Genomic DNA, 24194 nt, shown 5'->3' on the forward strand with positions numbered 1-24194 from the left:
TCCGTCAGATTAGCTGTAGCCTCAGCCGCTGTCAGCAGTCATGACTGCCTGGGAGGTGGCGGTGACGGCGCTCAAGGACGCGACGGCGATAGCCGGCATAGGACAGACGGACTTCGCGAAACGGCTCCCCGAATCCGAGAAGACCCTGGCCTGCCGGGCCATCGTCGCGGCGCTCGACGACGCGGGCATCGCCGCGTCGGAGGTGGACGCGTTCGCCTCGTACACGATGGAGGAGACCGACGAGGTCGAGATCGCCAAGTCCATCGGGGCGGGCGATGTCACCTTCTTCAGCAAGGTGGGGTACGGGGGCGGCGGCTCCTGCGCGACGATCGCGCACCTCGCCGCCGCCGTGGCGACCGGGCAGGCGAGCGTGGGTGTCGCCTGGCGGTCGCGGAAGCGGGGCTCGGGCCCCCGGCCGTGGAAGAACACGGCGGCGCAACTGCCCACCCCCGGCCAGTGGACCCGCCCGTACGGGCTGCTGCGGCCGGCCGACGAGATCGGGATGCTGGCCCGGCGGTACATGCACGAGTACGGGGCGACCCGCGACCATCTCTTCAACGTCGCCCTCGCCTGCCGCAACCGGGCCAACCAGAACCCGGACGCGATGATGTACGAGCGGCCGCTGACCCGCGACATGTATATGACCTCGCGCTGGATCAGCGAACCGCTCTGCCTGTTCGACAACTGCCTGGAGACGGACGGGGCGCTGGCCTGCGTCGTGGTGTCGGCGGAGCGGGCCCGCGACTGCCGCCGCAAGCCCGTCTACATCCACTCCGTCGCCCAGGGCCTGCCCGCCCAGCACCACGGGATGGTCAACTACTGGAACGACGACCCGCTCTCCGGCCCCGCCTGGACGGCCGCCCGACAGCTCTGGAAGCAGGCCGACTTCGGCCCGGACGACGTCCATGTGGCGCAGATCTACGACGCGTTCACCCCGCTCATCCCGCTCTCCCTGGAGGGCTACGGCTTCTGCGGGCGCGGCGAGGGCGCGGCGTTCACCGAGGGCGGGGCGCTGGAGAGCGGGGGCCGGCTGCCGATCAACACCGGGGGCGGCGGGCTCAGCGAGGCGTACGTGCACGGCTTCAACCTGATCACCGAGGGCGTGAAGCAGTTGCGCGGCGTCTCCACCGCCCAGGTCCCCGGTGCCGCCACGTGCCTGGTCACCGCGGGCGAGGGCGTGCCCACGTCCGCCGTACTGCTGAGGAGTTGAGGGAGTTGACCGGGATGGACGGAATGCTGCTGCCCGTCGTGGACGAGGACGGCGCCCCGTTCTGGGAGTACGCGTCCCGGGGCGAGCTGCGGGTGCAGGCGTGCGCGGCCGAGGGGTGCGGGAAGCCCCGTTTCCCGCCCCGGCCGTGCTGCCCGCACTGCCAGTCCTTCGACAGCGAGTGGCGGCCGACGAGCGGGCGCGGGCGCATCTGGTCGTACGTGCTGCCGCACCCGCCGCTGCTGCCCGCGTACGCCGCGCAGGCCCCGTACAACGCCGTGGTGGTCGAACTGGCCGACGCGCCGGGCATCCGGCTGGTCGGGAACGTGGTGAGCGGGCCGGACGCCCCGCTGGACTCGGTCGATCCGGCGCGGCTGCGGATCGGCGCACCGGTGCGGGCGGTGTTCTGCCCGGCCGGGTCCGGGGCGACGCTGGTGCGCTGGCTGCTGGAGAGGTGAGCGGCGGTGGCACTGCGCACGGAGCGGAACGCGGAAACCGGGGTCGCGCTCGTCACCCTCGACCGGCCCGGCCGGCTGAACGCGGTCGACCTGGAGACGGCGGACGAACTGGCCGCCGTCTGGCGGGCGTTCCGCTTCGACGACGGGGTGCGGGCGGTCGTGGTCACGGGAGCGGGCGGCCGGGCCTTCTGCACGGGGATCGACCGGGGGGTGGACGTGCCGCAGCCCTCGTCCCCGTACGCGATCGACGACCCGCTGATCGCGATCGGGCCCAAGGCCAACGACCTGTGGAAGCCGGTGATCGCGGCCGTGGAGGGAATGGCCTGCGGCGGGGCGTTCTACCTGCTGGGCGAGGCGGAGTTCGTGATCGCGTCCGAGGGGGCGACGTTCTTCGACCCGCACACCACGTACGGCATGGTCAGCGCGTACGAGGCGATCTCCATGGCGCAGCGGATGCCGTTCGGCGAGGTGGCCCGGATGTCCCTGATGGGAACGGCCGAACGCGTCTCGGCCCGGCGCGCGTACGAGATCGGGTTCGTCGGCGAGGTGACGGAGGACGGCGGCGCGGTGGCGGCGGCGCTGCGGGCGGCGGAGGTCATCGCCTCGTACCCGACGGCGGCGGTGCAGGGGACGGTACGGGCGGTGTGGTCCGCGAAGGAGGCGGCCAGGGCGCAGGCCATGGCCCATGCCCCGCACCTGATCGCGCTGGGGAACCTGCCGCCGGAGCAGCAGGCCGAGCTGTTCCGGGGCCGGGGACCCGGCGGCGGCCGGGACGGCAGCGGGGGCGGGTTCCGGACCCGGTGAGGGCGGGGACCCGGCGGCCGGCCCGATGGAGCCGGCCGCCGGGTCCCCCACCGGGTGGGGTCAGTAGCTCAGCTCGGCCTCGACCCGGCAATTCTTCACCTGGGAGACCTTGCGCGAGCTGTCCATCCGCACCTTGACGGCCTTGGTCTCGCCGCCCTCGGCGGTCACGGTGGTGTGACCGCGGTCGATGGTGTTGCCGGCCGCGTTGAGGAACTCCACCTCGACCTCGTAGGTGTGCGAGCCGGTGGCGTTGGCCGTGAGCCGGACGGTGGAGGCGGTGACGGCCTTGCGCTTGCCCTTGCGGGGCTGGGCGCAGCGGACGACGTCCGCCTGGGGCGCGTCCGAGGCGGTGGGGGCCGGGGTGGCGTAGTCGGTGCCGCCGGAGGAGGAAGAGGAACTCGACGAGTCGCCGTAGTCGTAGTCGCCGCTGCCGCTGCCGTAGTCGCCGCTGCTGCCGTTGCTCTTCTTGGAGTTGGAGCAGCCCCCGCCGCTGCTGCTGCTCGACCCCTTGCTCTTGCCGCTGCGACCGCCGTGGCTGGACGTGGAGAACCCGGTGAGGGCGAGTACCACCACGACCAGTACCGCGGAAAGCTTGATGTGCTGCCGCATCATCGATGCAGCCCCCCTTGTGTTGTTGTCCATCTCAACTGCTTGTCGAACGACCGCGCGACACGCTAGCGCACGGTGGCGGGGGTGAGGGGGCGGGCGTAGCGTCGAGGCCGAGAGCGGTGCAGAAGCGATGCAGAGCTGTCATACCTGCCCGTACACCGCGGGAGGCCGGTGATGATCCGCAACGTCCTCGGCGCGGTCCTCGCTCTCGCCGGAGCGGCGGCCGCCGTGCTGAGCCCCTTCCGTGACTGGTACGACGGCCGCCCCGGGCCGGGGTGGGGCGTGGCCCAGGCCGCCGCGGGCTGGGTGCTGCTGCTGGTGGGCGTGGTGGTGATGTCGGGGTGGCCCGGCCGCAGGGCGCGCGACCGGCCGTACGCGGCGCCCGGTTCGGAACATCCGGACACCTGGCCGCCCACGCAGGAGCCGGGCCCGTCCGTCCAGACCAGCACGCTGCCGGAGCCCGAACCGGAGCTGTACACGGGACCGCCCCCGGGGCACCACGAGGACGCGGACCGCGGGGGTCAGGACGCCGCCCCGCGCCCTTCCGCGTCGGCCGAGGACGAGGGTCCGGGCGCCGGTCGCCCGCCGGGCGGCTGACACCCGCGGGTCCCCGGGCGCGGGCGCCTCACGCCCGGGCCCGGCCTCCCGTGCCCGTGCCCTTCAGCGCGTCCAGCGCGTACACGCAGCGGTCCTTGCTGCACGCGTACACGACGCCGCCCTGCGCCACGGGCGAGCCCGTGATCTCGCCGCCCGTCGCCAGCTTCCAGCGGAGCTGTCCGCCCGCCGCGTCCAGGGTGTACAGGACGTGGTCGGCGGAGCCGAAGTGGACCCGTCCGTCGGCCACCACCGGGGAGCCCACCACCTCGCCGCCGGCCGCGAACCGCCACTTCGGGGTGCCGGTGACCGCGTCGAGCGTGTACAGGGCGCTGCCGCTGCCGACGTGCACGTTCCCGGCCGTGACCAGGACCGGTTCGATCGACTGGCGGGCCTCCGTGGCGATGCGCCAGCGGTCCTTGCCTGTCGAGGCGTCGATCGCGTAGACCGTGCCGAGGTAGTCGGCGAGGTACACGCCGCCGCCGGTGACGGCCGGGCCCGGGGCGAAGGCGGGCGGGGAGAGGAAGACCGAGGGCGACTCGAAGTGCCAGCGGACGTGGCCGGACATGGTCTCGACGGCCAGCACCCGGGCCCCCGCGCTGACGTAGACGTAGCCGTCCGGGGCGGCCGTCACCCGGACCGGCACGCCGCCGCAGGAGGCCGCGTCGCCGATGGGGTAGGACCAGCGCTCGATGCCGGTGCGGGCGTCCACGGCGCGCAGCCGGGCGTCCTGCCACAGGTAGACCGTGCCGTCGTGGATCACGGGCCCGGCCTCGGCCGTCTCGAAGTCGGTCTGCAGGCCGCTGCTCTCCCACAGCTTCTCGCCCGAGGACGCCTCCCACGCCTGGACGCCGCCGCCGCGGGTGCCGGTGACGACGGTGCCGCGCCCGGCCTTGAGGGAGTACACCCAGGCGTCCGTCTGCAACCGCCACTGCTCGGTGCCGGTCGCCGCGTCCAGGGCGTACAGGGACGGGCCGTCGGAGGCGTGGATCCTGCCGCCCTCGACGGCCATCACCCAGGCCACGTCGCGGGTCTTGAACTGGCGCCGCCCGTTGCCGACGTCCAGGGCGTGCACCTCGAACGACGTGACGTAGAGCAGGTCCCCGGCGACGACGGGCGTTCCCCACACGTCGTTGGACATCCGAAACCGCCAGGGCCGCCAGCGGTCCGGCTCGGGCGGGGGGTCGGCGGGCTGCGCGGGGCCGGGCACGGGGGCGGGGGCGGGAGCGGTCCGGGTGGCGCCGTTCACCCCGGCGGGCGGGCGCACCCAGCCGGTCGCGGGACCCGCGTCGGCGACGGCCGGGGCCGTGGCGCGCACGTCCTGGGCCCGCGGGCCGGGGCCGATCGGCACCTTCGCCCCGGGCAGCCGCACCGGGCCGCCCGGGTCGGGGGCGTGCGCCGGCAGGGAGGCCGAGGAGCGCGGATCGGGGGCGGGGCGCCGTCCGCCGTCGGGGGCACCGGGCGGCGGTCCGGGCGGCGGGGGCGGCGGGGCGACCGGAGAGGCGGGCGCGGGCCGTCGGCCGCCGCGGCGCTGCTCGATCATCGTGGTGGCGGAGGCCGGCAGCCACGCCGAGGCCGTACCGCTGTCGTCGCCGCCGGAGGCGAACAGGTGCGGGGCGAGCTGGGCCTGGAGGTCGGCGGGGGTGGGCCGCAGCGAGGCGTCCATCTGCATGCAGGACTCGATCAGCGGGCGCAGCTCATCGGGCAGGCCCTCCAGGTCCGGGCCCTCGCGCAGCAGCATGAAGACGGTCTCGACGGGGTTGGCGCCGTGGAACGGGGCGTGGCCGGTGGCGGCGAAGACCAGAGTGGAGCCGAGCGAGAAGATGTCGCTGGCGCCGGTGACGCTGCGCGAGTCCCTGGCCTGCTCGGGCGACATGTAGGCGGGGGTGCCGACGGCGACGTTCGTCATGGTCAGGCGGGTGTTGGAGACCCCGGACGCGATGCCGAAGTCGATCACCCGGGGGCCGTCCTCGACGACGAGCACGTTCGACGGCTTCATGTCGCGGTGGACGAGCCCGGCGCCGTGGATGGACTGGAGCGCCTCGGCGATCCCGGCGGCCAGCCAGCGCACCGCCTGGACGGGCATGGGCCCGCACTCGGTCACTATCTCTTCCAGCGAGGGGGCCGGCACGTAGGCGGTGGCCAGCCACGGCACGGCGGCCCGCGGGTCGGCGTCCACCACCGCGGCCGTGTAGAAGCCGCTGACGGCCCTGGCCGCCTCCACCTCGCGCGTGAAGCGGACCCGGAACAGCTGGTCCTCGGCGAGCTCCGTGCGCACGGTCTTGATCGCCACCCGCCGGCCCGAAGCCGAGCGGGCGAGGTAGACGAGCCCCATGCCGCCGGCGCCGAGCCGGCCCAGCACCTCGAACGGGCCGATCCGCCTCGGGTCGTGCTGCGTCAGCTGCTCCACCACTTGCCCTGCCACCTCCCCGTACGGGCCTCAGGAACAGAAGCCCGCGAAAACCCGCCCTGTACGGCGTCTCACCACTGGGCACCACCCGGCGGTGCGCACCCCCGATTCTTCCTGGCTGAGCCCCCGGTTGCGAACCCGGGGGCGGATCGGGGTGTCACAGCTCACTCCACCCCCATCCCGGACACAGAGGGACGGAACGCACCGAACCCGACGTCGCGGCCACCCCGCCGAAGCGGCGTCCGGACCGTCGCACCACGGTTCGCAGTAGCACTTTTGCCGCACTCCCGCCGCTTCCCGGACACGAAACGATCGCGCCACGTCCGCACTCCGGCCGCGGTCGCCCGCCGTCGCACCGGAAACGGTGCACATCCCGCCCACCCGCGCCCCACGACCCATTTCGGTGACACTCATCACAGTTGCGGCGACGACGGGGCGTGCGGGACATCCACTGGCCCGACGAAAACGAACAAAGTTTCGATGGAAAAGTTCCATACTCACAGCATCACGGAAAGTTATCCACGGAAGTTATCCACAGGCTGTTGATACGACTTACCGTTGAGCGGTGCGCATCCGTCGAAATCCGGCCACTCCCCCCACCGCTCCTGCGGGGCTCCCCATTTGCACTCGGCCGAATCGCGCTCCGATCACCCCTCGGTAAGCTGACGGCATGACAGGACAAGTACGCACCGTCGACGGCCGCGTGGCCGGTCGACGCGGACAGGCGACGCGGCAGAAGCTGCTCGATTGCCTCAGCGAGATGCTCAGCTCCTCGCCGTACCGGGACGTCAAAGTCATCGACGTCGCCCGGAAGGCGGGGACTTCCCCCGCGACCTTCTACCAATACTTCCCCGACGTCGAGGGCGCCGTCCTCGAAATCGCCGAGGAAATGGCGAAGGAGGGTGCCGGGTTGACCGAACTGGTCGCCGGACGCTCCTGGGTCGGCAAGGCCGGCTGGCAGACGGCCGAGGAGCTCGTGGAGGGCTTCCTCGACTTCTGGCGGCACCATGACGCGATCCTGCGCGTGGTCGACCTCGGTGCGGCCGAGGGCGACAAGCGCTTCTACAAGATCCGCATGAAGATCCTGAACTCGGTCACCAACTCCCTCACCGAATCGGTGAAGGAGCTCCAGGCCAAGGGCAAGGTCGACAAGGACGTCAGCGCCGCCGCGATGGCGGGCTCGCTGGTCGCGATGCTGGCCGCGGTCGCCTCGCACCAGAAGGGCTTCACGACCTGGGGCGTTAAGCAGGCCGAACTCAAGCCGAACCTCGCCCTGTTGGTACATCTGGGCATCACCGGCAGGAAACCGACGAAGTAGCACCGGCGCCAACGCCCCATCCCCCACTGGGCATCGCGCGGCAGTTCCGGGCGCCCCAGGTCCTGTCTCACCGACGGCGGACCACTCAGGTGGTCCGCCGTCGGTGTACCCGGACCGTTTCACGCACACGGCGCACGCCCCCGTACGCGTCCGACACCTCCGTACGCGTACGTACGCCACCACGCGCCCCACACACCGTCACGCGCTCCGCATGCCCCGAGTGCCCCGAGTGCGCCCGCATGCTCCGAGTGCGCCCGTATGCCCTCCCGCGTTCGCGTCCGGTTCAGGACGCCGGGTCGTCCCGCCGCTCCAGTCTGAACAGCCTGATCTCCCGGTCGACCCGCGCCTGGTAGGCCGCATACGGCGGCCAGAACTCCAGCGCCCTGCGCCACACCGCCTCCCGTTCCGCCCCCTCCAGCAGCACGGCCCGTACCGGGATGTCCCGGCCCCTGCGGTTGACGACGGCCTTGTCGGGGCCGGCCAGCAGGTTCGCGGTCCAGGCCGGATGCCCCGGACGGCCGAAGTTGCTGCCGATCAGAATCCAGCCCGTCTCCGCCCCGCCCCCGCGCCTGCCCCCGCCCTCGTTCCCGTACTCCGGCATGCAGGCCAGCGGCGTGACCCGGGGCCGGCCGCTCCGCGCGCCCGGCACCGTCAGGACCAGCCCCGGCAGCATCTGCGCACTGAGCAGCACCCTGCCGCGCGTGAGCCGGTGCACCGTACGGTCCATGGCGGGGACGACGTGCGGGGCGATCCGCGCGAACGTGCGGGTGGCGGAGACCTTGCGGACCAGCCGGACGCCGGGGGTCATCGGACCACCACCCGTTCGGCCGCTTCCGGACCGGCGGAGGAGTCGGCGGCCGGGACATCGGCGCCCGGCGCACCGGCGTCCGGTGGGGCGAACAGTCCGGCCTGCCGGGCCGCGTGGTCGCGGAGCGCGTGCACCGGGCCGAGGAGCAGTTCGGCGGCGGCGGCCCGCTTGAAGTACAGGTGCGCCTCGTGTTCCCAGGTGAAGCCGATCCCGCCGTGCAGCTGGACGGTCTCGGCGGCGGTCAGCCGCAGCGCCTCCAGGGCCTGGGCGAGGGCGAGCCCGCCGGCCGTCGGGTCCCAGGCCGCGTAGTACGCGGCGGAACGGGCCGCCCGCACCTGTACGTACAGGTCCGCCAGGCGGTGCTTCACGGCCTGGAACGAGCCGATCGGCCGGCCGAACTGTTCGCGCGCCTTCACATGTTCGACGGTACGTTCCAGCGCGCCCGCCGCCGATCCCACCGCCTCCGCGGCGAGCAGCGCGGCGGCCGGTCCGCCCACCGCGGCCAGGGCGCCGGTGACGTCCCGTGTGTCGTCCGCGCCGAGGAGTTCGGCCCCGGTGTCGCGGAGTTCGACGCGGGCCGAGGGGCGGGTCCCGTCCAGCGTGGTGTGCCGGGTGCGGACGAGACCGGTCGCGGCTTCGGGGCGGACCAGGAAGAGGAGCGTACGGCTGCGCGGGAAGCCGCCGGTGTGGGCCGCGACCAGGAGGAGGTCCGCGCTGTGCCCGTCGAGGACCTGGTCCACCTCCCCGTAGAGCCGCCGGGCCGTCGCGCCGTCGGCGGCCGTCGTGCCGGTGGCGGCCGAGGCCGCCTGCACGCCGCCCGCCCGGCCGCCGCCCGACCAGGTGCCGCCGGTGGGGTCGGCGGTGAGGCCGAGCGCGGCGGTGAGCGCGGCACCGGGGACGGCCAGGGCCGCGGTCAGTTCACCGGCCGCGATGCGCGGCAGCAGCTCGGCGCGCTGGGCGGCGGTGCCGAGCGCGGCGATCAGGGGTGCGGCGAGGGCGGCGGTGGCGATCAGCGGGGAGGGCAGCAGGGCCCGGCCGGTCTCCTCGCAGGCGACGGCCAGCTCGGCGAGGCCGCAGCCGACGCCCCCGTACTCCTCCGGCAGGGCGAGTCCGGGCAGCCCGAGGTCGCGGGCCAGCCGTCGCCACAGGGCGGTGTCGTACCCGTCGGCGGTGAGCGCGGCGCCCCTGACGTCGTCGGGTGTGCCGTGCCTGGTCAGCAGTGTGCGCAGGGTGCGTCGGATCTCGTCCTGTTCCGCGCTGAAGGCGGCGTCCATCGGCGGGCTCCTTCCCCCGGGGGCTTCCGTTTTCCCCGCGGGGGCTTCCGCCCCCGATCTGACGGGCCGTCATATTAGGGGTGAATCCACGAGATGCCCAGAGTCGCGCGGCGTCGCCTCCCTCACCTCCCCGCGCCCGGACGCCGCCCCGCAGGGGAGGTTCCCCCGTCCCACATCTGATGTACCGTCAGATCCATGCCTTCTTCCCACCGCAAGGTCGCTGTCGTCGGCATATCCCTCGCCGACTGCGGGCGCGTCGAGACGGCCACCCCGTACGCCCTGCACGCCCAGGCCGCCCGCCGGGCGCTGGCCGATTCGGGACTGGACCGGTCCGTGGTCGACGGTTTCGCCTCCGCCGGGCTCGGCACGCTCGCCCCGGTCGAGGTCGCCGAGTACCTGGGGCTGAAACCCACCTGGGTGGACTCCACCTCGGTCGGCGGCTCGACCTGGGAGGTGATGGCGGCCCACGCGGCGGACGCCATCGCGGCGGGGCACGCCAATGCCGTACTGCTGGTGTACGGGTCGACGGCCCGGTCGGACGTGAAGGCGGGCCGCCGCACCTCCAACCTCTCCTTCGGCGCGCGCGGCCCGCTCCAGTTCGAGGTGCCGTACGGGCACTCGCTGATCGCCAAGTACGCGATGGCCGCCCGCCGCCACATGCACGAGTACGGGACGACCCCGGAGCAGCTCGCCGAGGTGGCGGTCCGGGCGCGGGCGAACGCGGCGGCCAACCCGGACGCCATGTTCCGGGACCCGATCACCGTGGACGACGTGCTGTCGGGGCCGATGATCGCGGACCCGTTCACCAGGCTGCACTGCTGCATCCGCAGCGACGGCGGCTGCGCGGTGCTGCTGGCCGCCGAGGAGTACGTGGCGGACACCGCGAGGACCCCGGTGTGGGTGCTCGGCACGGGGGAGCACGTCTCGCACTCCGCCATGTCCGAGTGGGCGGACTTCACGGTCTCCCCCGCGGCGGTCTCGGGCCGCCTGGCGTTCGAACGGGCCGGGGTGCGGCCCGCGGACGTCGACCTCGCCGAGATCTACGACGCGTTCACCTACATGACGCTGGTGACGCTGGAGGACCTGGGTTTCTGCGCGAAGGGCGAGGGCGGCCCGTTCGTGGAGAAGGGCCGGACGGGGCTGACCGGCGAGCTGCCGGTGAACACCGACGGCGGCGGTCTGTCCGCCTGCCACCCCGGGATGCGCGGGCTGTTCCTGCTGGTGGAGGCGGTACGGCAGCTGCGCGGCGAGGCGGGCGACCGCCAGGTGCGCCGGGCCGGCGGCCGGCTCCCGGAACTGGCGGTGGCCTCGGGCACGGGCGGCTGGTTCTGCTCGTCGGGCACCGTGGTGCTGGGGCGGGGATGAGAAACGGGCGGGGCCCGCGACCGGCCGGCCGGTCACACCGGGACGACGGTGAGCGCCCCCTCCAGCCCCTTGAAGTCGTCCGCGTCGCGCGTGTAGAGCGGCAAGCCCCTGACCGATGCGATGGCCGCGATCATCAGGTCCATACGGCGGGGGCGGGGATCGCGCCGGGTGATGGTCTTCATGCGGACAAGCGTGGCAGGCCGTGTCCCGCCGTGCTACAGACGTGCCCCGCCCGCCGCGCCGTGCGCTGGAATGGGGGCATGAGCGACGCACAGAAGAAGACCGGCGCGGCGGCTGCCGACGCGCACCGGGAGTTCCTGGAGCTGCTGCACGCCCAGCGGGTCTGGGACGTCGGGCTTCCCGCCTTCGATCCGGCCGCCGCGCCCGCCGCCCCGCTGCCCCTGTTCCACGCCTGGTTCGCCGGGGCCGTGGCCGCCGGGCAGGTGGAGCCGCACACGATGTCGCTGGCCACCGCGGACGAGGCGGGACGGCCCGACGTGCGGACGGTGATGCTGCACGACGCGGACGAGCGGGGCTGGCACTTCGCCACGCACCGCACCAGCGCGAAGGGCCGCCAGCTCACCGCCCGGCCGCACGCGGCCCTCGGCTTCTACTGGCCCGCGCAGGGCCGGCAGGTACGGGTACGGGGCCGGGTCACGGCCTGCACGCCCGCCGAGAGCAGCGCCGATCTGCACGCCCGCTCCACCGGGGCGCTGGCGTCGGCGCTGGTCGGGCGGCAGAGCGAGGTGCTCGGCTCGTACGAGGAACTGGGCCGCGCCTCGGACACGGCCTGGCAGCGGGCACGGGCGGAACCGGACGCGGAGGTCGCGAGCTGGACCAGGTACGTGGTCGAGCCGCAGGAGGTCGAGTTCTTCCAGGGCGACGCCGGGCGCCGGCACGTCCGGCTGCGCTACCGCCGGCGGACGGACGGCGCGGACGCCGCGGACGGCTGGGAACGGGAGCTGCTCTGGCCCTGACGGCGAGCGGGGCGGGGGCGGGGCGCGCCGGTACGGCAACCGCCCGACGCTCCCCGCCCCGCTCCCGTCAGTCGACGGTGATCGCCTGTACCGGGCAGGCGCGGGCCGCCTCCTTGACGAGGGGGCCTTCCAGGGCGTCCTCGTAATCGGGCAGCAGCTCGCTGAATCCGTCGTCGTCCTGGGTGAACACCTTCGGTGCGGTGAGCGCGCACTGCCCCGCGCCGATGCACCGGTCCCTGTCGATGCCGATACGCATCCCGGTATTCCTTTCCGATCCGGTCCCGTTCACCGCGTGACGGGAATCGTTCACCACGTCACGGGCATTTCGATCAGCCCCTGGATGGTGTCCCCGGGTTTGAACGGGACCTCCTCCGCGGGCACCGCGAGCCGCAGCCCCGGAAGGCGCCGGCAGAGGGTGCGCAGCGCGATCTCCATCTCGGCGCGGGCCAGGTTCTGGCCCAGGCACTGGTGGACCCCGAAGCCGAAGGCGACGTGGTTGCGGGCGTTGCGGCCGAGGTCCAGTTCGTCCGGCGACTCGTACGCGGTCCCGTCCCGGTTGATCGTCGACGTGGACAGGATGACGCCGTCGCCCTTCCTGATGGTCACGCCGCCCGCCTCGATGTCCTCGACGGCCACCCGGGAGATCCCGTCGGCGATGGACAGGAAGCGCAGCAGTTCCTCGACCGCGGAGGGCATCAGATCGTCCGAGTCCCGCATCCGGGCCAGCTGGTCGGGGTGCTGGAGCAGCGTGAACGTGCCGAGCGAGATCATGTTCGCGGTCGTCTCGTGACCGGCCACGAGCAGGATCTCCGCCAGCCGTACCAGCTGCTCGCGGTCCACGGCCCCGGTCTCCAGCTGCTTCTCGACCAGCTCGTCGAGCAGTCCCTCGCCGGGGGCGGCCCGCTTCCGGTCGATCAGCACCCGGAAGTACTCGTCCAGGGCCTCCCGCGCGGACTCGACGTCGGCGGCGGCCGGGCCGCGGAGCAGCTTGCGCGACTGTGCCTCGAAGAACTCGTGGTCGGCGTAGGGGACCCCGAGGAGCGCGCAGATGACCATGGAGGGCACCGGCAGCGCGAAGGCGCCGACCAGGTCGGCCGGCGGCCCCTGCTCGATCATCCGGTCCAGCAGCCCGTCCACGGTCCGCTGGATCTGCGGGCGCAGGGCCGCGGTCCGCTTCACGGTGAAGCTCGGGATCAGCATCCGGCGCTGGACGTTGTGCTCGGGGTCGTCCACGCCGAGCAGTTCCACGCGCCGCAGGCTGGACGCGGCCAGCCGTTCGGCGAACAGCGGGAAGTCCGGGTTCTCCCGGTCGGACGACAGCCTGGGGTCCACCAGGAGGGAGCGCGCCTCGGCGTGTCCGGTGACCAGCCACACCACCCGGCCGTCGAAGAGCCGGGCGGGTGACACCGGCCGCCGGTCGCCGGAAGTGCCTCGGTACTGCGTGGGCGGCTGATAGGGGCAGGTGCGGTTCTGCGGGAACGGGATGGTGTCGGCGTCTGCCATGTCGGAGCCTCGCAAGGGGGGAGGGAGTCCTACCGATCTCCGCCCACTAGATGCCTGGGGCACCTAATGGGTCCAGGTAATGTTCGGCCAAATATCCTCCGGCGCCCGATCGGGCACCCCCCTGATCCTTTTCACCTCTGTCTGCCATGTTCCCGCAGCATCTCCGGGCACGCTTTCGAGCCAGCTCCAGAAATCCGATTTCCCCTGCGAAAGGGGCAATATGGAAGGCGTCGGGGGGAATGGAGGCGACAATGAGCCGAACCCGCTCCCGCTACGCCCCGGACCGCGGGCTGACCACGCGCATGGTCGGCACCATGTTCCTGATCGGCCTGCTGTACGTGGTCCTGGTCGGGGTGCTGCTCGCCGTGCTGCGCGGTGCCTGGCCGATCATCCTGCTCCTCGTCGGCGGCATGTTCGTCGCGCAGTTCTGGTTCAGCGACCGCATCGCGGCGTTCGGCATGGGGGCCCGCGAGGTCACTCCGGAGGAGGCTCCCGAGCTGCACGGCGCCGTCGACCGGATCTGCGCTCTTGCCGACATGCCGAAACCGCGCGTGGCCATCGCCCGGAGCGATGTGCCGAACGCCTTCGCGACCGGCCGGAACGAGCGGACCGCCCTCGTCTGCGCCACCACCGGGCTCCTGCGCAGACTGGATCCCCCGGAGCTGGAGGGGGTGCTCGCGCACGAGATGTCGCACGTCGCCCACCGCGACGTGGCCGTCATGACGATCGCCTCGTTCCTCGGCGTGCTCGCCGGCCTCATCACCCGGGTCGCCCTGTGGGGCGGGCTCTCCCGCAACAGCCGCGGCAGCGACCCCATCGGCATCGCGATCCTGCTGATCCCGCTGGTCAGCGCGGTCGTGTACGCCCTGGGCTTCCTGCTGACCCGGCTGCTCTCGCGCTACCGCGAGCTCTCCGCCGACCGCACCGCCGCCCTGCTCACCGGACGCCCCTCCGCGCTCGCCTCCGCGCTCACGAAGGTGAGCGGCCAGATGGCCCGCATCCCGACCGAGGACCTGCGCAAGGCGGAGCCGTACAACGCCTTCTACTTCGTCCCCGCGTTCTCGTCCAAGGAGAGCCTGGGCCGGCTGTTCTCCTCGCACCCGCCCCTCGAACAGCGCCTCGACCAGCTGGCCCGCATCTCCGCCGACCTCGCCCGCCCGTGAAGCCCGCTCGCGAAGCCCGTCCATGAAGCCCGTCCGTGAAGCCCGCTCGCGAAACCCGTCCGGAGGTACGTCCATGGGCCTTCTCGACACCATCCTCGGCCGCAGCAAGCCGGTCCGCCCCGACCTCGACCAGCTCTTCGCCGTGCCGTCGGCGGCCCTCACCCTCCGGGCGGGCGCCGGGTTCGCCCCGACCGGTCTCGGGTCGGTCTGTTTCGCGGGCGTCGAGGGCGGCGCCTTCAACCGCCTCCAGCAGGACGTACGCGAACTGCTCGACGCCGACACCGGCCGCGGCGGCATCCCGGTGCGGTTCAGCCAGGACGGCTACGGCTACACCTGGCTGCTGGCCGAGCACTCCCCCGACGACACGGCCGGCCTGGTCAACGACCTGCACGCGGTCAACACCCTGCTCCAGGACGGCGGGTTCGGCCCGCACCTGCTCTGCTCGCTGATCGGTTTCCGGGACGAGCGGGACCGGCCGCTGGCGCTGGTCTACCTCTACAAGCGCGGCACGTTCTACCCGTTCGCACCCCTGCCCGGCGGTTCGGAACGGCGCGACAACCAGCTGGAACTGGAGGTCAGAGCGGTGCTCGGGGACGACCTCCGCGTCGAGCGGGACCTGGCCCGGTGGTTCCCGGTGTGGGGCGCGCCGGGGCTGTGACCCGAAGGACGCCGGACGGGCCGGGGCGCCCGGTGCGGGCCGTACATATCATCGCCCCCATGACTGTCGACCCCTCACGTTCCGCCGGCCGTATGCGCGCTTCCGACGCCGATCGGGAGGCGGTGGTCGAGCAGTTGCGGGAGGCGGCGGCCGACGGCCGCATCGACATGGAGGAGCTGGACACCCGGCTCGGGCAGGCCCTGTCCGCCAGGACCCACGCCGAGTTGGCGCCGCTCACCGAGGACCTCGGCCCCGTGGTACCGGTCGAGCCGCTGGTCCTCAAGGGGGGCATGCACGGGGCGAGCCGTTCGGGCCGCTGGGAGGTGCCCCCGGTGATCCTCGCCCACGCGGGGATGGGGAGCGTCAAGCTCGACTTCACCCTCGCCGAGTGCCGGCCGCGCGAGGTCGAGCTGGAGGTGTACGGCGAGATGGGCGGGATCATGATCGTGGTCCCGCAGGGCTGGACCGTGCGGACCGAGGCGCTGGACCCCGCCATCGGCGGCCTGAAGGACCGGACCGGGGGCACGGGCACGCCCGGCGCCCCGGTGCTCCGGCTGACGGGCTCCTGCGGCATGGGCGGAGTGACCGTCCGCCACCCCAACTTCCGCGAACGCCGCAAGCTGCGCGACGCCAAGTAGCCCGGCACCGAGCGGCGTGCCGAAGGCCCCGCGCCGTCCACCGCTCAGGGCCGGAAGACCGGTACGGCCTCCTGCCCCTCCTCCCGCCTGAAGGTCACCCGCAGCGCCATGCCGATGGCGAGGGCGGACTCCGGGCACTCCACGATCTCCGTCATCATCCGCGGCCCCTCGGCCAGATCGACCACGGCGGCGACGTACGGGACCCGGGCGCCGAACGGCGGCAGGTCGTTGCGGTGGACGACGGACCAGGTGTAGAGCGTGGCCCGCCCGCTCGCCGGCTGCCAGACGACGTCCTCGCTCCAGCAGTGCGGGCAGAACTCGCGCGGGTAGTGGTGGGTCCGCCCGCAGGTGCGGCAGCGGCGCAGCAGCAGCTGCCCCCGGGCCGCGGCGTCCCAGTAGGGCCTGGTGAAGGCGTCGGGCTCGGGCAGGTCGAAACGTGCTGCCGCCGCGGTCACGGGAAGAGTCCGATCGCCGCGTCGAGGGACCAGGTCTGCCAGGCCATCGCGAACAGCGCGACGAGCGAGATCAGCGCCATCATCGCGTTCTGCCCCTGCTCCGCCCAGTCGTGGATCATCAGCACCAGGTAGAGCAGGTTGAGCAGCAGCCCGGCGACCAGGGCCACGGGGGTCAGGAACCCCGTCACCAGGCCGAGCCCCAGGGCGAGTTCCGCGTACACGACGACATGGGCCATGAGCTTGGGGCGCGGCGCGACGATCCGGTCGAAGCCCCTGCCCACCACCGGCCACCGGTGCTTGCCCGCCACGTCGGCGGCCCAGGCGATGCCCGTACCGCGTTCGAACCAGCCCTTCTTGTCCTTGTGCCGCCAGCTCTCCAGCCACCACAGGCCGAGCCCCACCCGGAGGACGGCCAGCCACTCCGCTCCGCTGAGCCAGATCGTCTGCACGGTGCCTCCCCAAGGAATCTGACGGTACGTCAGTTCACCTGATGACGACCGCCGTGCGCAAGGGTCGTGCCGCAGGCGGGTGAGGGGGCGGGCCGGGGGCGGGCGACAGGCGTGACCAATTCGCAATCGATTCCGGTCTTGACCGAGACCCATCAACCGGGTGCGCGATTACGCTCCGGTTCATGTCCGACAGCGCACGTACCGCCGATGGTTCCGTCCCGGCCCCCCTCGTTCTCACCGAGGACCGGCCCGTCTACGTCGTCGGCGGCGGTCCGGGCGGTCTCGCCGTCGCCGCGTCCCTGCGCGAGCGGGGCGTACGGGCGGTGGTGCTGGAGAAGTCCGGGGACGTGGGCGCCTCCTGGCGCCGCCACTACGACCGGCTGCACCTGCACACCACCCGCCGCTGGTCCGCGCTGCCGGGCCTGGCGATGCCGCGCCGGTTCGGGCGCTGGGTGGCCCGGGACGACATGGTGCGCTACCTGGAGAAGTACGTCGAACACCATGAGCTGGAAGTGGTGACGGGCGTCGAGGTGTCCCGGATCGACCGCGCCCCCGACGGCACGGGCTGGCAGCTGACCGCGAGCGGCGGCCGGGTGCTGACCGGCCGGGCCGTCGTCGTCGCCACCGGCTTCAACCACACCCCGCGGCTGCCCGACTGGTCCGGCCGCGACGGCTTCACCGGTGATCTGGTGCACGCCGCCGAGTACCGCGACGCCGCCCCCTACGCGGGCAAGGACGTCCTCGTCGTCGGGATCGGCAACACGGGGGCGGAGATCGCCGTCGACCTGGTGGAGGGCGGGGCGGCCCGGGTACGGATCGCGGTGCGCACCGCGCCGCACATCGTGCGCCGCTCGACGGCGGGCTGGCCCGCCCAGGCGAACGGCGTGCTGGCCCGCCGGCTGCCGGTCCGGCTGGTGGACCGGGCGGCGGGCGCCATGACCCGGTTCGCCGTGCCCGACCTCACCGAGCACGGGCTGCCGCGCCCGGACACCGGCCTGTACACCCGGGCCAGGCAGGGCGCCATCCCGGTGCAGGACGTGGGGCTGATCGACGCGGTGCAGGGCGGCCGGGTGGTGCCGGTCGCGGCCGTCGAGTCGTTCGACGGGGACGCGGTGGTGCTGGCCGACGGGGAACGGATCACCCCGGACGCGGTGATCGCGGCGACCGGCTACCGGCAGGCCCTGGAGGGACTGGTCGGCCACCTCGACGTGCTGGACGCCCGGGGCCGCCCGGTGGTGCACGGCGCCCGCACCCCCCGGCAGGCCCCCGGCCTGTACTTCACCGGCTTCACCAACCCGATCAGCGGCATGCTGCGCGAACTGGCCCTGGACGCCGGGAAGATAGCGAAGAAGCTGGCCTCCGGGAAGTAGCCGAACCGCTCCGGCCCGGCTTCCCCGGCCGCCGCGGTGACCGCGCCCGTCCCGGCCGGCCCCTTCCCGAGCCCGGACCGGAGCCCGGCACCGGACGGACCGGACCCCGGCACCGCACAGCGCCGCCAGGAGCCCGTCAGGAGCTCGTCAGGACGACGAGCTGCCGGGTCGCGCGGGTCATCGCGACGTAGCGGTCGACCGCCCCTTCGACGCCCTCGCCGAACGACTCCGGGTCGACGAGGACGACCAGGTCGAATTCGAGCCCCTTGGACAGCTCCGGGGTCAGCGCCCGGACCCGGGACGTCGCCCGGAACGTCGCCCGGAACGCGGCATCGCCGATGACACAGGCGGTGCCCTCGTCGTGGGCGGCGAGCCAGGCGTCCAGGACCGGGCGAAGCTCCGAGACAGGTCCGTGCACGACGGGTACGCCACCGGCCCGGATGGAGGTCGGCACATTGGCGTCCGGGAGCACGGCCCGGATCACCGGCTCGGCCTCCGTCATGATCTCCTCCGGCGTCCGGTAGTTGACGCTCAGGGAGGCCAGGTCGATCCGGTCGATCCCGACCCGCTCCAGCCGCTCCTGCCACGACTCCGTGAACCCGTGCCGGGCCTGGGCCCGGTCCCCGACGATGGTGAAGCTCCGGGACGGGCAGCGCAGCAGCAGCATCTGCCACTCCGCGTCGGTCAGCTCCTGGGCCTCGTCCACGACGACGTGCGCGAACGGACCGGCGAGCAGGTCCGGTTCGGTGCCGGACACCTCGCTCCCGTCGACCAGGGTGTCCTTCATGTCCTGGCCGTGCAGCATCGTCATCACGCCCTCGCCGTCGGGGTCGGCCGCGATCAGGGAGTCGACGACCTTGGCCATCTGCTCGCGCTCGGCGGCCACGGACGCCTTGTGCCGACGTCTGCGCCGGGCCGCCTCCGGGTCGCCGATCCGCTGCCGCGCCGCGTCCAGGAACGGCAGGTCGGACACCGTCCAGGCCCGGGCGTCCGCCCGCTGCAACAGCCGTACCTCGTCGGGGCCGAGCCAGGGCGCACACCGGCGCAGGTACGCGGGTACCGACCACAGGTCCCCGACCACGTCGGCCGCCTCCAGCAGCGGCCACGCACGGTTGAAGGCCGTGACCAGTTCCCGGTTCCGCGTCAGCGACCTGCGCAGCAGCTCGGCCGGGGCGTCGCCGTCGTGCTTGTCCATCAGGATCGTGAGCAGCTCCTCCCAGACCTGGTCGCGCGCCTCGTTGTGCGGGGTGCCGGGGTCCGCCGCCTCGAAGGCCACGGCCCAGTCCTCGGCGGTCAGCTCGATGCCGGACCAGTGGGTCGTGACCGTCATGCCCCGGGCGGGCGGTTCCTCGTAGAACCGGACGGCCGCCTCGACCGCCCGCACCAGCCGCGCGGACGACTTCAGCCGGGCCGCGTCCGGGTCGGTCTCGGCCGTGGCCCCGGCCCCCTCGGCGACGAGGTCCCGCAGGGTGCAGGTCTGTACGCCCTCCTCGCCGAGGCTGGGCAGGACGTCGGCGACGTACCCCAGGTAGGGCTCGTGCGGGCCGACGAACAGCACGCCGCCCCGCCGGTGCCCCAGGCGGGGGTCGGAGTGCAGGAGGTAGGCGGAACGGTGCAGGGCGACGACGGTCTTGCCCGTGCCCGGCCCGCCGTCGACGACGAGCGCCCCGCGGGCCCCCGCCCGGATGATGGCGTCCTGGTCGGCCTGGATGGTGCCGAGCACGTCCCGCATCCGCTCCGAGCGGTTGCTGCCGAGGCTGGCGATGAAGGCGGACTGGTCGTCGAGCGCGGCGTGCCCGGCGAACGCGTCCGGGGTGAACACCTCGTCCCAGTAGTCGCTGATCCTCCCCCGGGTCCAGCGGTACCTGCGGCGGCTCGCCAGACCCATCGGGTTGGCGTGGGTGGCCCCGAAGAACGGCTCGGCGGCGGGGGAGCGCCAGTCGATCAGCAGCCGGCGCCCCGTGCTGTCGGTGAGGCCGAGCCGTCCGACGTACAGGGGCTCGGAGCCGTCCGCGCCGACCATGTGCCCCAGGCACAGGTCCAGGCCGAAGCGGCGCAGCGCGCGCAGCCGGGAGGACAGCCGGTGGATCTCCAGGTCCCGGTCCATCGCCTGCCGCCCCGCACCGCCGGGCGCCCTGCGTTCGGCGTCGAGCCGGTCGGACAGTTCGGCGATCGTCTCGTCGAGGCACCGCGCGATGGCCGCGAAGTGTTCCTCGTCGCGGGCGGTCAGCGCCGGGTCGGCCTTGGCCGCGAGACGCTCGGGAAGGTCGAAAGCACTGGTGGCGAGGGGGTTCACGGCGTCTTCTCCGATTCCGGGTCCACTGCGGGACCGCTTGAGAACGGAGATTCTGCGCCATCTTGGGGGCCTTGCCGCAAGTCCCCCCGTGCGCTATAGCTTGAGAGTGGCAAGGAGTGGGTACTCCTCCTGCCCTTCCCGTACGCCGGAGCCGAGGCCCGGCCCCGAGGCCGGACCCCGCATCGCGGCGATCTTCCCGCCCCGGGTACGGCAGGTGCCGTCGGCGGGAACGTCACCGTTCGGGCAGTCGTGATGTTCTGCCGCCAATGCCGCCTGACCGCACGCGGTGTCCGTGGCCCGAAGGTGCCCGGTATGACTGAGCTCACGCCGTGGCGGCGCGGTGCAGCGTGAACCAGAACGTCGGGACGGGGTTCGTGCCGGGCGTCACGTCGACCAGCTGCCACCCGGCGAACCTGGCGCGGAGTTCGTCCGCGGTGACGCCGGACCACGAGTCGTCGAACGCCCCGGGCCCGTAGCCGAACATCAGCAATCGCGCACCGGGGGCGGCACGCTCGGTGAGACCGGCGGCGTAGGCGTCGCGGCGGTGCGGCGGAATCCCGCAGTAGCAGCTCAGGTCGAAGAACAGATCGTACGGGCCGTGCACGCCCACCTCGTCGAGCCGGGTGGCGTCTCCGCACAGCACCGTGACGTCCGCTCCGGCCGCGTCGGCCTTCTCCCGAGCCTGCCGAACCGCGCGGTCGACCAGGTCGACGGCCGCCACCCGCCAGCCGTGCCGGGCCAGGTACACCGCGTTGGTCCCGGTGCCGCAGCCGAGTTCGAGCGCCTGGCCCGGCATCAGCGCGCCGGGCCCCTCCACCAGGGCCACCAGCTCGGGCGGCGTGACGCCGCTGTCCCACGGTGGCTTGCCGTCCCGGTAGAAGTCCTCCAGCACGCTGCGCACAGCCGCCTCTTGGTCGAGCTCCGCAGCCGTCCGATTCTTGCTCATCGCTACCTCTCCAAGAATCTAGAGTTCAACTCCAGTGACTGACTCTAGAGATAGACTCTCGACATGGATGCGGTCAAGGGATCCGATGGACAGAACGTCAAGCGCCCCGACAAGCGGGCCGAGCGCTCGCGGCGTACCCGCGAGAAGATCGTCGCGGCGGCACGGGACCTGTTCGTCGCGCAGGGGTACGGCGTGACAAGCCTTCAGGAGGTGGCGGATCGCGCGGGTGTGGCCGTCCAGACCGTGTACTTCGTCTTCCGCAACAAGCGCGCGCTGTTCAAGGACGTCGTCGACACGTCCATCGCGGGCGACGTCGAACCGGTCGCCACGATGGACCGCGACTGGTTCCGCGCCGCGTGCGCCGAGCCCACCGCGGCCGGGCAGCTGCGCGCCCACGTGCGGGGCGTACGTGACATCCTCGGCCGGGTCGCCCCGATCATGCCGCTGATCGCGGCTGCGGCGGCCACGGACCCGGAGATCGCCGCGCAGTGGCCCGCCCACCCCGACCCGCGCTACACCGTCCAGCACGCTGCGGCGAAGGCACTGACCTCCAAGCCCGACGCCCGCCCCGAGGTCGACACCGCCCGCGCCGCCGACCTGCTGTACGGGCTGCTCAGTCCGGAGCTGTACCTGATCTTTGTCCGCGACCGGGGCTGGTCCCCCGAAGCCTGGGAGGAGTGGGCATGTGTGGCCCTGACTGCCCACCTCTGCGCAGACCCCGAGTAGGCCACCGGTCCTTCGGCGGCGGCAGGTGTCGTCGACCGGGTCGACGACGCGGAGCACGTGCCCGGCCTCGGCGATCCGCCCGTACTCGGCGAATGCCTGCCCCAGCGGGTTCGGGCGGCCCTCGCGTCCGAAGCCCTTCGGGGACGCGGGGCGGCGTTGATGGTGCGGACGGGAACGAGGAACCCGTAGCCCGTCGGCCGGGGCCGGCAAGGCCGTCGCCCCGGTACCGCACGATCGGCACCCGGCCCTGCGCCTCGATCAGTGCGGCGTTCGCCGCGGCAATGATGCCGACCCGCAGGCAGAACTGGTCGACGTGCACCGGCCGGGAACGGTGAAGCGCCTCATGTGCGGGGTTGGATGATCGGGGTCATGCCGATGTTGCACGCCTCCGAGACCAGAAGGGCCACCAGTGAGGTGGTCAGATCCCTCATGCGGGTCGTGCCGTCGCCCAGGTGCACCAAGGCGTCCAGGAACCCGGTCCAGCCGTGCACCTCGAACAGCGGCTCCGGCAGGTCGATCTTCGGAAGCGTCTTCTCCACCCGCCCCCGTGGCCACGCCGACGGCCTCGGTTCACCCAGTGCGCCCAGTTCGGACACGTTCAGCTTCACCCCGGCCCGGCGGAACCGGTGAGGTCGGCCACCACCGACTCGGCCGCCCGTACCGGGTCCCCGCCGACGCGGGCGAGCAGCGCGGCCACGTCGTAGGCCGCGTCGGCCGTCCCCCGGTGGGTCACTTCCATCCCGTGCACCGACGCGTAGCGCGGTGAGCTGAGCGCCGCCCCGAGGTCGGGGCGCAGCCGTTCCAGCTCCACGACGACCGCCCAGGCGTCGTCCTCCATCCGGACCCGCCGCACCGGGTCGCAGGCCGCGACGGCCCGGTCGGCCTCGGCCGGGTCGGGCTCGTAGGCGGCCAGAGCCGGCAGGAGTTCGGGAACGCCCAGGATCTCCGCCGCGTCGAGGGTGAAGACGTGGGCCCCGTCGTCGGATTCCAGCAGCCGCGCAATCAGCGGGACGGCCCGTGGATCGTGCCGCCTGGCCAGCCCCCGCGCGCCCTCTTCCCGGACCTCGCCGTGCTCATCGGTGGTGCACTCCCACAGTGCGTCCCTGATGGCGGTCGTGTCCTGGTCCAGCTGGAATCCCAGCGTGAAGGCCGCCCAGTTGCGAACCTCGGGGTCCCGGTCCCGGGTGAGCCGGATCAGCGCCCGGACGTCGGGCCCGTCGGGCAGCCCGCTGTTGACGAAGGTGAGCTCCGAGGCGACCTGACGCCTCAGGTCGGCGTCCTCGTGTCCGGAAAGCCTCACCAGTACGGGAACGGCGCGCGGGTCCTTCGCCCGGCCCAGGCCGCAGACGAGGGACGACAGCACGCAGGTCTCCGTCTCCACCTCGGCCAGCGCCATCAGGGCGGTTGCCGCCTCGCCGCGCAGGGCCTCGTGCGCGTCGGCCACGTTTCCCACCAGGTCGCAGCCCACCTTCCGCCCCAGGGCCTCGGCCGACCGCAGCAACCCCGCCCCACAGTGCAACGCACTCGCCCGGTCCTCCCCGCTCTCCCCCTCCGCGGTCTCCCGGACCAGCCTCCAGTAGGCATGCTCGTCGAGGTCCTCCCCCGAGCCCGCCGCCACTCGCGCCGCAGCCATCAAGTGCCCGGCCATCCCCGCCGTGTTGTCCATGTGCGCATTCTCGCCGGGGGCCCTGTACCGGGCACTGATTTTCCCCGCCGCCCCCGCCCGTACCGGCACTCCGCCCCACCGCTCCGGCGGTGGGGCGGTAGGGCGACGGTGAGAACGAGAGTGTCCCGCCACTCACTGCATGGCGGGACACTCTCGGATCACACTCACTGCACCTGCCGATATCAGACGGCGCCGAACTCTCCGGCCTTGACACCCGCCACGAAGGTGGCGAAGGAGACGGGGGACGTGTTCAGGACGGGGCCGTGCGGGTTCTTGGAGTCACGGACGGGGACGACGCCGAGCGAGGTGGCGAGGTTGGCGGCGACCTCGATGCAGGCACCGCCATTGCTGCTGTACGAGGATTTGAACCAGAGGGGGGATTCAGTCGTCACGGGGAGCCCTTTCGAGTCCGGAGTCGTGTCCGGGGCCAGGTGCCCTCCGGGCCGAGAGAACAAACCAACAACAACGAGAGCACCCCACCGCATGTTGTGCGGCGGGGT

Annotated in this window: 25 protein-coding genes and 1 pseudogene; 12 read left to right on the forward strand and 14 right to left on the reverse strand. The window is 73.0% G+C overall.

Annotated features, from left to right (window positions below; translation table 11 throughout):
- Positions 1–61: 61 nt before the first annotated feature.
- The 3 genes from ACFYW1_RS15205 to ACFYW1_RS15215 are packed head-to-tail and all read left to right on the forward strand — an operon-like array spanning position 62 to position 2469.
- Positions 62–1210 carry a lipid-transfer protein gene (locus ACFYW1_RS15205; RefSeq protein WP_388992134.1) on the forward strand — a complete coding sequence of 383 codons (1149 nt, stop codon included), beginning with the start codon at positions 62–64 and terminating at the stop codon, positions 1208–1210.
- Between the two features lie 14 nt (positions 1211–1224).
- A complete protein-coding gene (locus tag ACFYW1_RS15210) occupies positions 1225–1665 on the forward strand; it encodes a Zn-ribbon domain-containing OB-fold protein (protein ID WP_388991720.1) in 441 nt (146 codons plus the stop codon).
- Positions 1666–1671: 6 nt separating this feature from the next.
- Complete coding sequence (locus ACFYW1_RS15215; protein ID WP_388991723.1) at positions 1672–2469, forward strand: enoyl-CoA hydratase/isomerase family protein; 798 nt, start codon at positions 1672–1674, stop codon at positions 2467–2469.
- Positions 2470–2529: 60 nt separating this feature from the next.
- On the opposite strand, the gene ACFYW1_RS15220 is transcribed toward ACFYW1_RS15215, so the two are convergent.
- Entirely contained in the window at positions 2530–3081 is a 552-nt protein-coding gene (locus ACFYW1_RS15220; RefSeq protein ID WP_388992137.1) for a hypothetical protein, read from the reverse strand.
- Positions 3082–3252: 171 nt separating this feature from the next.
- On the opposite strand from ACFYW1_RS15220, the gene ACFYW1_RS15225 reads away from it, so the two are divergent.
- Complete coding sequence (locus ACFYW1_RS15225; protein ID WP_388991726.1) at positions 3253–3675, forward strand: hypothetical protein; 423 nt, start codon at positions 3253–3255, stop codon at positions 3673–3675.
- A gap of 28 nt (positions 3676–3703) precedes the next feature.
- Here ACFYW1_RS15225 and ACFYW1_RS15230 read toward each other — a convergent pair whose 3' ends face one another.
- Complete coding sequence (locus ACFYW1_RS15230; protein ID WP_388991729.1) at positions 3704–6085, reverse strand: PQQ-binding-like beta-propeller repeat protein; 2382 nt, start codon at positions 6083–6085, stop codon at positions 3704–3706.
- Between the two features lie 667 nt (positions 6086–6752).
- On the opposite strand from ACFYW1_RS15230, the gene ACFYW1_RS15235 reads away from it, so the two are divergent.
- Positions 6753–7400: a TetR family transcriptional regulator gene (locus tag ACFYW1_RS15235; protein WP_384228070.1), complete on the forward strand. Its 648-nt coding sequence runs from the start codon at positions 6753–6755 to the stop codon at positions 7398–7400.
- 283 nt (positions 7401–7683) lie between these two features.
- Here ACFYW1_RS15235 and ACFYW1_RS15240 read toward each other — a convergent pair whose 3' ends face one another.
- Both ACFYW1_RS15240 and ACFYW1_RS15245 read right to left on the reverse strand, forming a co-directional pair.
- Positions 7684–8208, reverse strand: a complete 525-nt coding sequence (locus ACFYW1_RS15240) for a nitroreductase family deazaflavin-dependent oxidoreductase (RefSeq protein ID WP_388991732.1) — start codon at positions 8206–8208, stop codon at positions 7684–7686.
- Positions 8205–9482, reverse strand: coding sequence for an acyl-CoA dehydrogenase family protein (locus ACFYW1_RS15245; RefSeq protein ID WP_388991735.1), 1278 nt, complete (start codon positions 9480–9482; stop codon positions 8205–8207). Before ACFYW1_RS15245 ends, ACFYW1_RS15240 begins: the two co-directional genes overlap by 4 nt.
- 195 nt (positions 9483–9677) lie before the next feature.
- Here ACFYW1_RS15245 and ACFYW1_RS15250 point away from each other — a divergent pair, with 195 nt between their 5' ends.
- The gene (locus ACFYW1_RS15250; protein ID WP_388991738.1) at positions 9678–10847 is read left to right on the forward strand and encodes an acetyl-CoA acetyltransferase; all 1170 of its coding nucleotides are present in this window, start codon (positions 9678–9680) and stop codon (positions 10845–10847) included.
- 32 nt (positions 10848–10879) lie between these two features.
- Here ACFYW1_RS15250 and ACFYW1_RS15255 read toward each other — a convergent pair whose 3' ends face one another.
- On the reverse strand, positions 10880–11029 hold the full coding sequence (locus tag ACFYW1_RS15255) for a hypothetical protein (RefSeq protein ID WP_388991741.1): 150 nt from the start codon (positions 11027–11029) through the stop codon (positions 10880–10882).
- Between the two features lie 78 nt (positions 11030–11107).
- Between ACFYW1_RS15255 and ACFYW1_RS15260 the strand changes: the two genes are divergently transcribed.
- On the forward strand, positions 11108–11824 hold the full coding sequence (locus ACFYW1_RS15260; RefSeq protein ID WP_388991744.1) for a pyridoxal 5'-phosphate synthase: 717 nt from the start codon (positions 11108–11110) through the stop codon (positions 11822–11824).
- Between the two features lie 67 nt (positions 11825–11891).
- On the opposite strand, the gene ACFYW1_RS15265 is transcribed toward ACFYW1_RS15260, so the two are convergent.
- The gene (locus ACFYW1_RS15265) at positions 11892–12080 is read right to left on the reverse strand and encodes a ferredoxin (RefSeq protein WP_283853285.1); all 189 of its coding nucleotides are present in this window, start codon (positions 12078–12080) and stop codon (positions 11892–11894) included.
- 50 nt (positions 12081–12130) lie between these two features.
- The gene (locus ACFYW1_RS15270; RefSeq protein ID WP_388991747.1) at positions 12131–13327 is read right to left on the reverse strand and encodes a cytochrome P450; all 1197 of its coding nucleotides are present in this window, start codon (positions 13325–13327) and stop codon (positions 12131–12133) included.
- Positions 13328–13578: 251 nt separating this feature from the next.
- Between ACFYW1_RS15270 and htpX the strand changes: the two genes are divergently transcribed.
- The 3 genes from htpX to ACFYW1_RS15285 all read left to right on the forward strand — a co-directional run bounded on the left by htpX (position 13579) and on the right by ACFYW1_RS15285 (position 15786).
- Positions 13579–14490 (forward strand): zinc metalloprotease HtpX, encoded by a 912-nt coding sequence (htpX, locus tag ACFYW1_RS15275; RefSeq protein ID WP_388991750.1) that lies wholly within the window; start codon positions 13579–13581, stop codon positions 14488–14490.
- Positions 14491–14563: 73 nt separating this feature from the next.
- Entirely contained in the window at positions 14564–15148 is a 585-nt protein-coding gene (locus ACFYW1_RS15280; protein WP_388991753.1) for a hypothetical protein, read from the forward strand.
- A gap of 59 nt (positions 15149–15207) precedes the next feature.
- Positions 15208–15786, forward strand: coding sequence for a DUF1707 domain-containing protein (locus tag ACFYW1_RS15285; RefSeq protein WP_388991756.1), 579 nt, complete (start codon positions 15208–15210; stop codon positions 15784–15786).
- 44 nt (positions 15787–15830) lie between these two features.
- On the opposite strand, the gene ACFYW1_RS15290 is transcribed toward ACFYW1_RS15285, so the two are convergent.
- Both ACFYW1_RS15290 and ACFYW1_RS15295 read right to left on the reverse strand, forming a co-directional pair.
- A complete protein-coding gene (locus tag ACFYW1_RS15290) occupies positions 15831–16241 on the reverse strand; it encodes a Zn-ribbon domain-containing OB-fold protein (protein ID WP_388991759.1) in 411 nt (136 codons plus the stop codon).
- A complete protein-coding gene (locus ACFYW1_RS15295) occupies positions 16238–16690 on the reverse strand; it encodes a DoxX family protein (RefSeq protein ID WP_388991762.1) in 453 nt (150 codons plus the stop codon). Before ACFYW1_RS15295 ends, ACFYW1_RS15290 begins: the two co-directional genes overlap by 4 nt.
- A 182-nt stretch (positions 16691–16872) precedes the next feature.
- Between ACFYW1_RS15295 and ACFYW1_RS15300 the strand changes: the two genes are divergently transcribed.
- Complete coding sequence (locus ACFYW1_RS15300) at positions 16873–18060, forward strand: flavin-containing monooxygenase (RefSeq protein WP_388991765.1); 1188 nt, start codon at positions 16873–16875, stop codon at positions 18058–18060.
- 136 nt (positions 18061–18196) lie between these two features.
- Here ACFYW1_RS15300 and helR read toward each other — a convergent pair whose 3' ends face one another.
- Together helR and ACFYW1_RS15310 are read right to left on the reverse strand one after the other, a co-directional pair.
- Entirely contained in the window at positions 18197–20356 is a 2160-nt protein-coding gene (gene helR, locus ACFYW1_RS15305) for an RNA polymerase recycling motor ATPase HelR (protein WP_388991768.1), read from the reverse strand.
- Positions 20357–20678: 322 nt separating this feature from the next.
- On the reverse strand, positions 20679–21302 hold the full coding sequence (locus tag ACFYW1_RS15310; RefSeq protein ID WP_388991771.1) for a class I SAM-dependent methyltransferase: 624 nt from the start codon (positions 21300–21302) through the stop codon (positions 20679–20681).
- Between the two features lie 63 nt (positions 21303–21365).
- On the opposite strand from ACFYW1_RS15310, the gene ACFYW1_RS15315 reads away from it, so the two are divergent.
- Positions 21366–22028, forward strand: a complete 663-nt coding sequence (locus ACFYW1_RS15315; protein ID WP_385603462.1) for a TetR/AcrR family transcriptional regulator — start codon at positions 21366–21368, stop codon at positions 22026–22028.
- A gap of 137 nt (positions 22029–22165) precedes the next feature.
- Here the strand turns inward: ACFYW1_RS15315 and ACFYW1_RS15320 are convergent.
- From ACFYW1_RS15320 to ACFYW1_RS15330, 3 genes and pseudogenes are all read right to left on the reverse strand, one after another.
- Positions 22166–22636, reverse strand: a pseudogene (locus tag ACFYW1_RS15320) (Tn3 family transposase); the annotation flags it as partial.
- The gene (locus tag ACFYW1_RS15325) at positions 22633–23694 is read right to left on the reverse strand and encodes a HEAT repeat domain-containing protein (protein ID WP_388991775.1); all 1062 of its coding nucleotides are present in this window, start codon (positions 23692–23694) and stop codon (positions 22633–22635) included. The pseudogene ACFYW1_RS15320 and the gene ACFYW1_RS15325, both read right to left, overlap by 4 nt.
- A 182-nt stretch (positions 23695–23876) precedes the next feature.
- Positions 23877–24086 carry a DUF397 domain-containing protein gene (locus ACFYW1_RS15330; protein WP_388991778.1) on the reverse strand — a complete coding sequence of 70 codons (210 nt, stop codon included), beginning with the start codon at positions 24084–24086 and terminating at the stop codon, positions 23877–23879.
- Between the last annotated feature and the right edge of the window lie 108 nt (positions 24087–24194).

Origin of the sequence: Streptomyces sp. NPDC002669, assembly GCF_042889165.1 — a bacterium.
Taxonomy (GTDB): Bacteria; Actinomycetota; Actinomycetes; order Streptomycetales; family Streptomycetaceae; genus Streptomyces.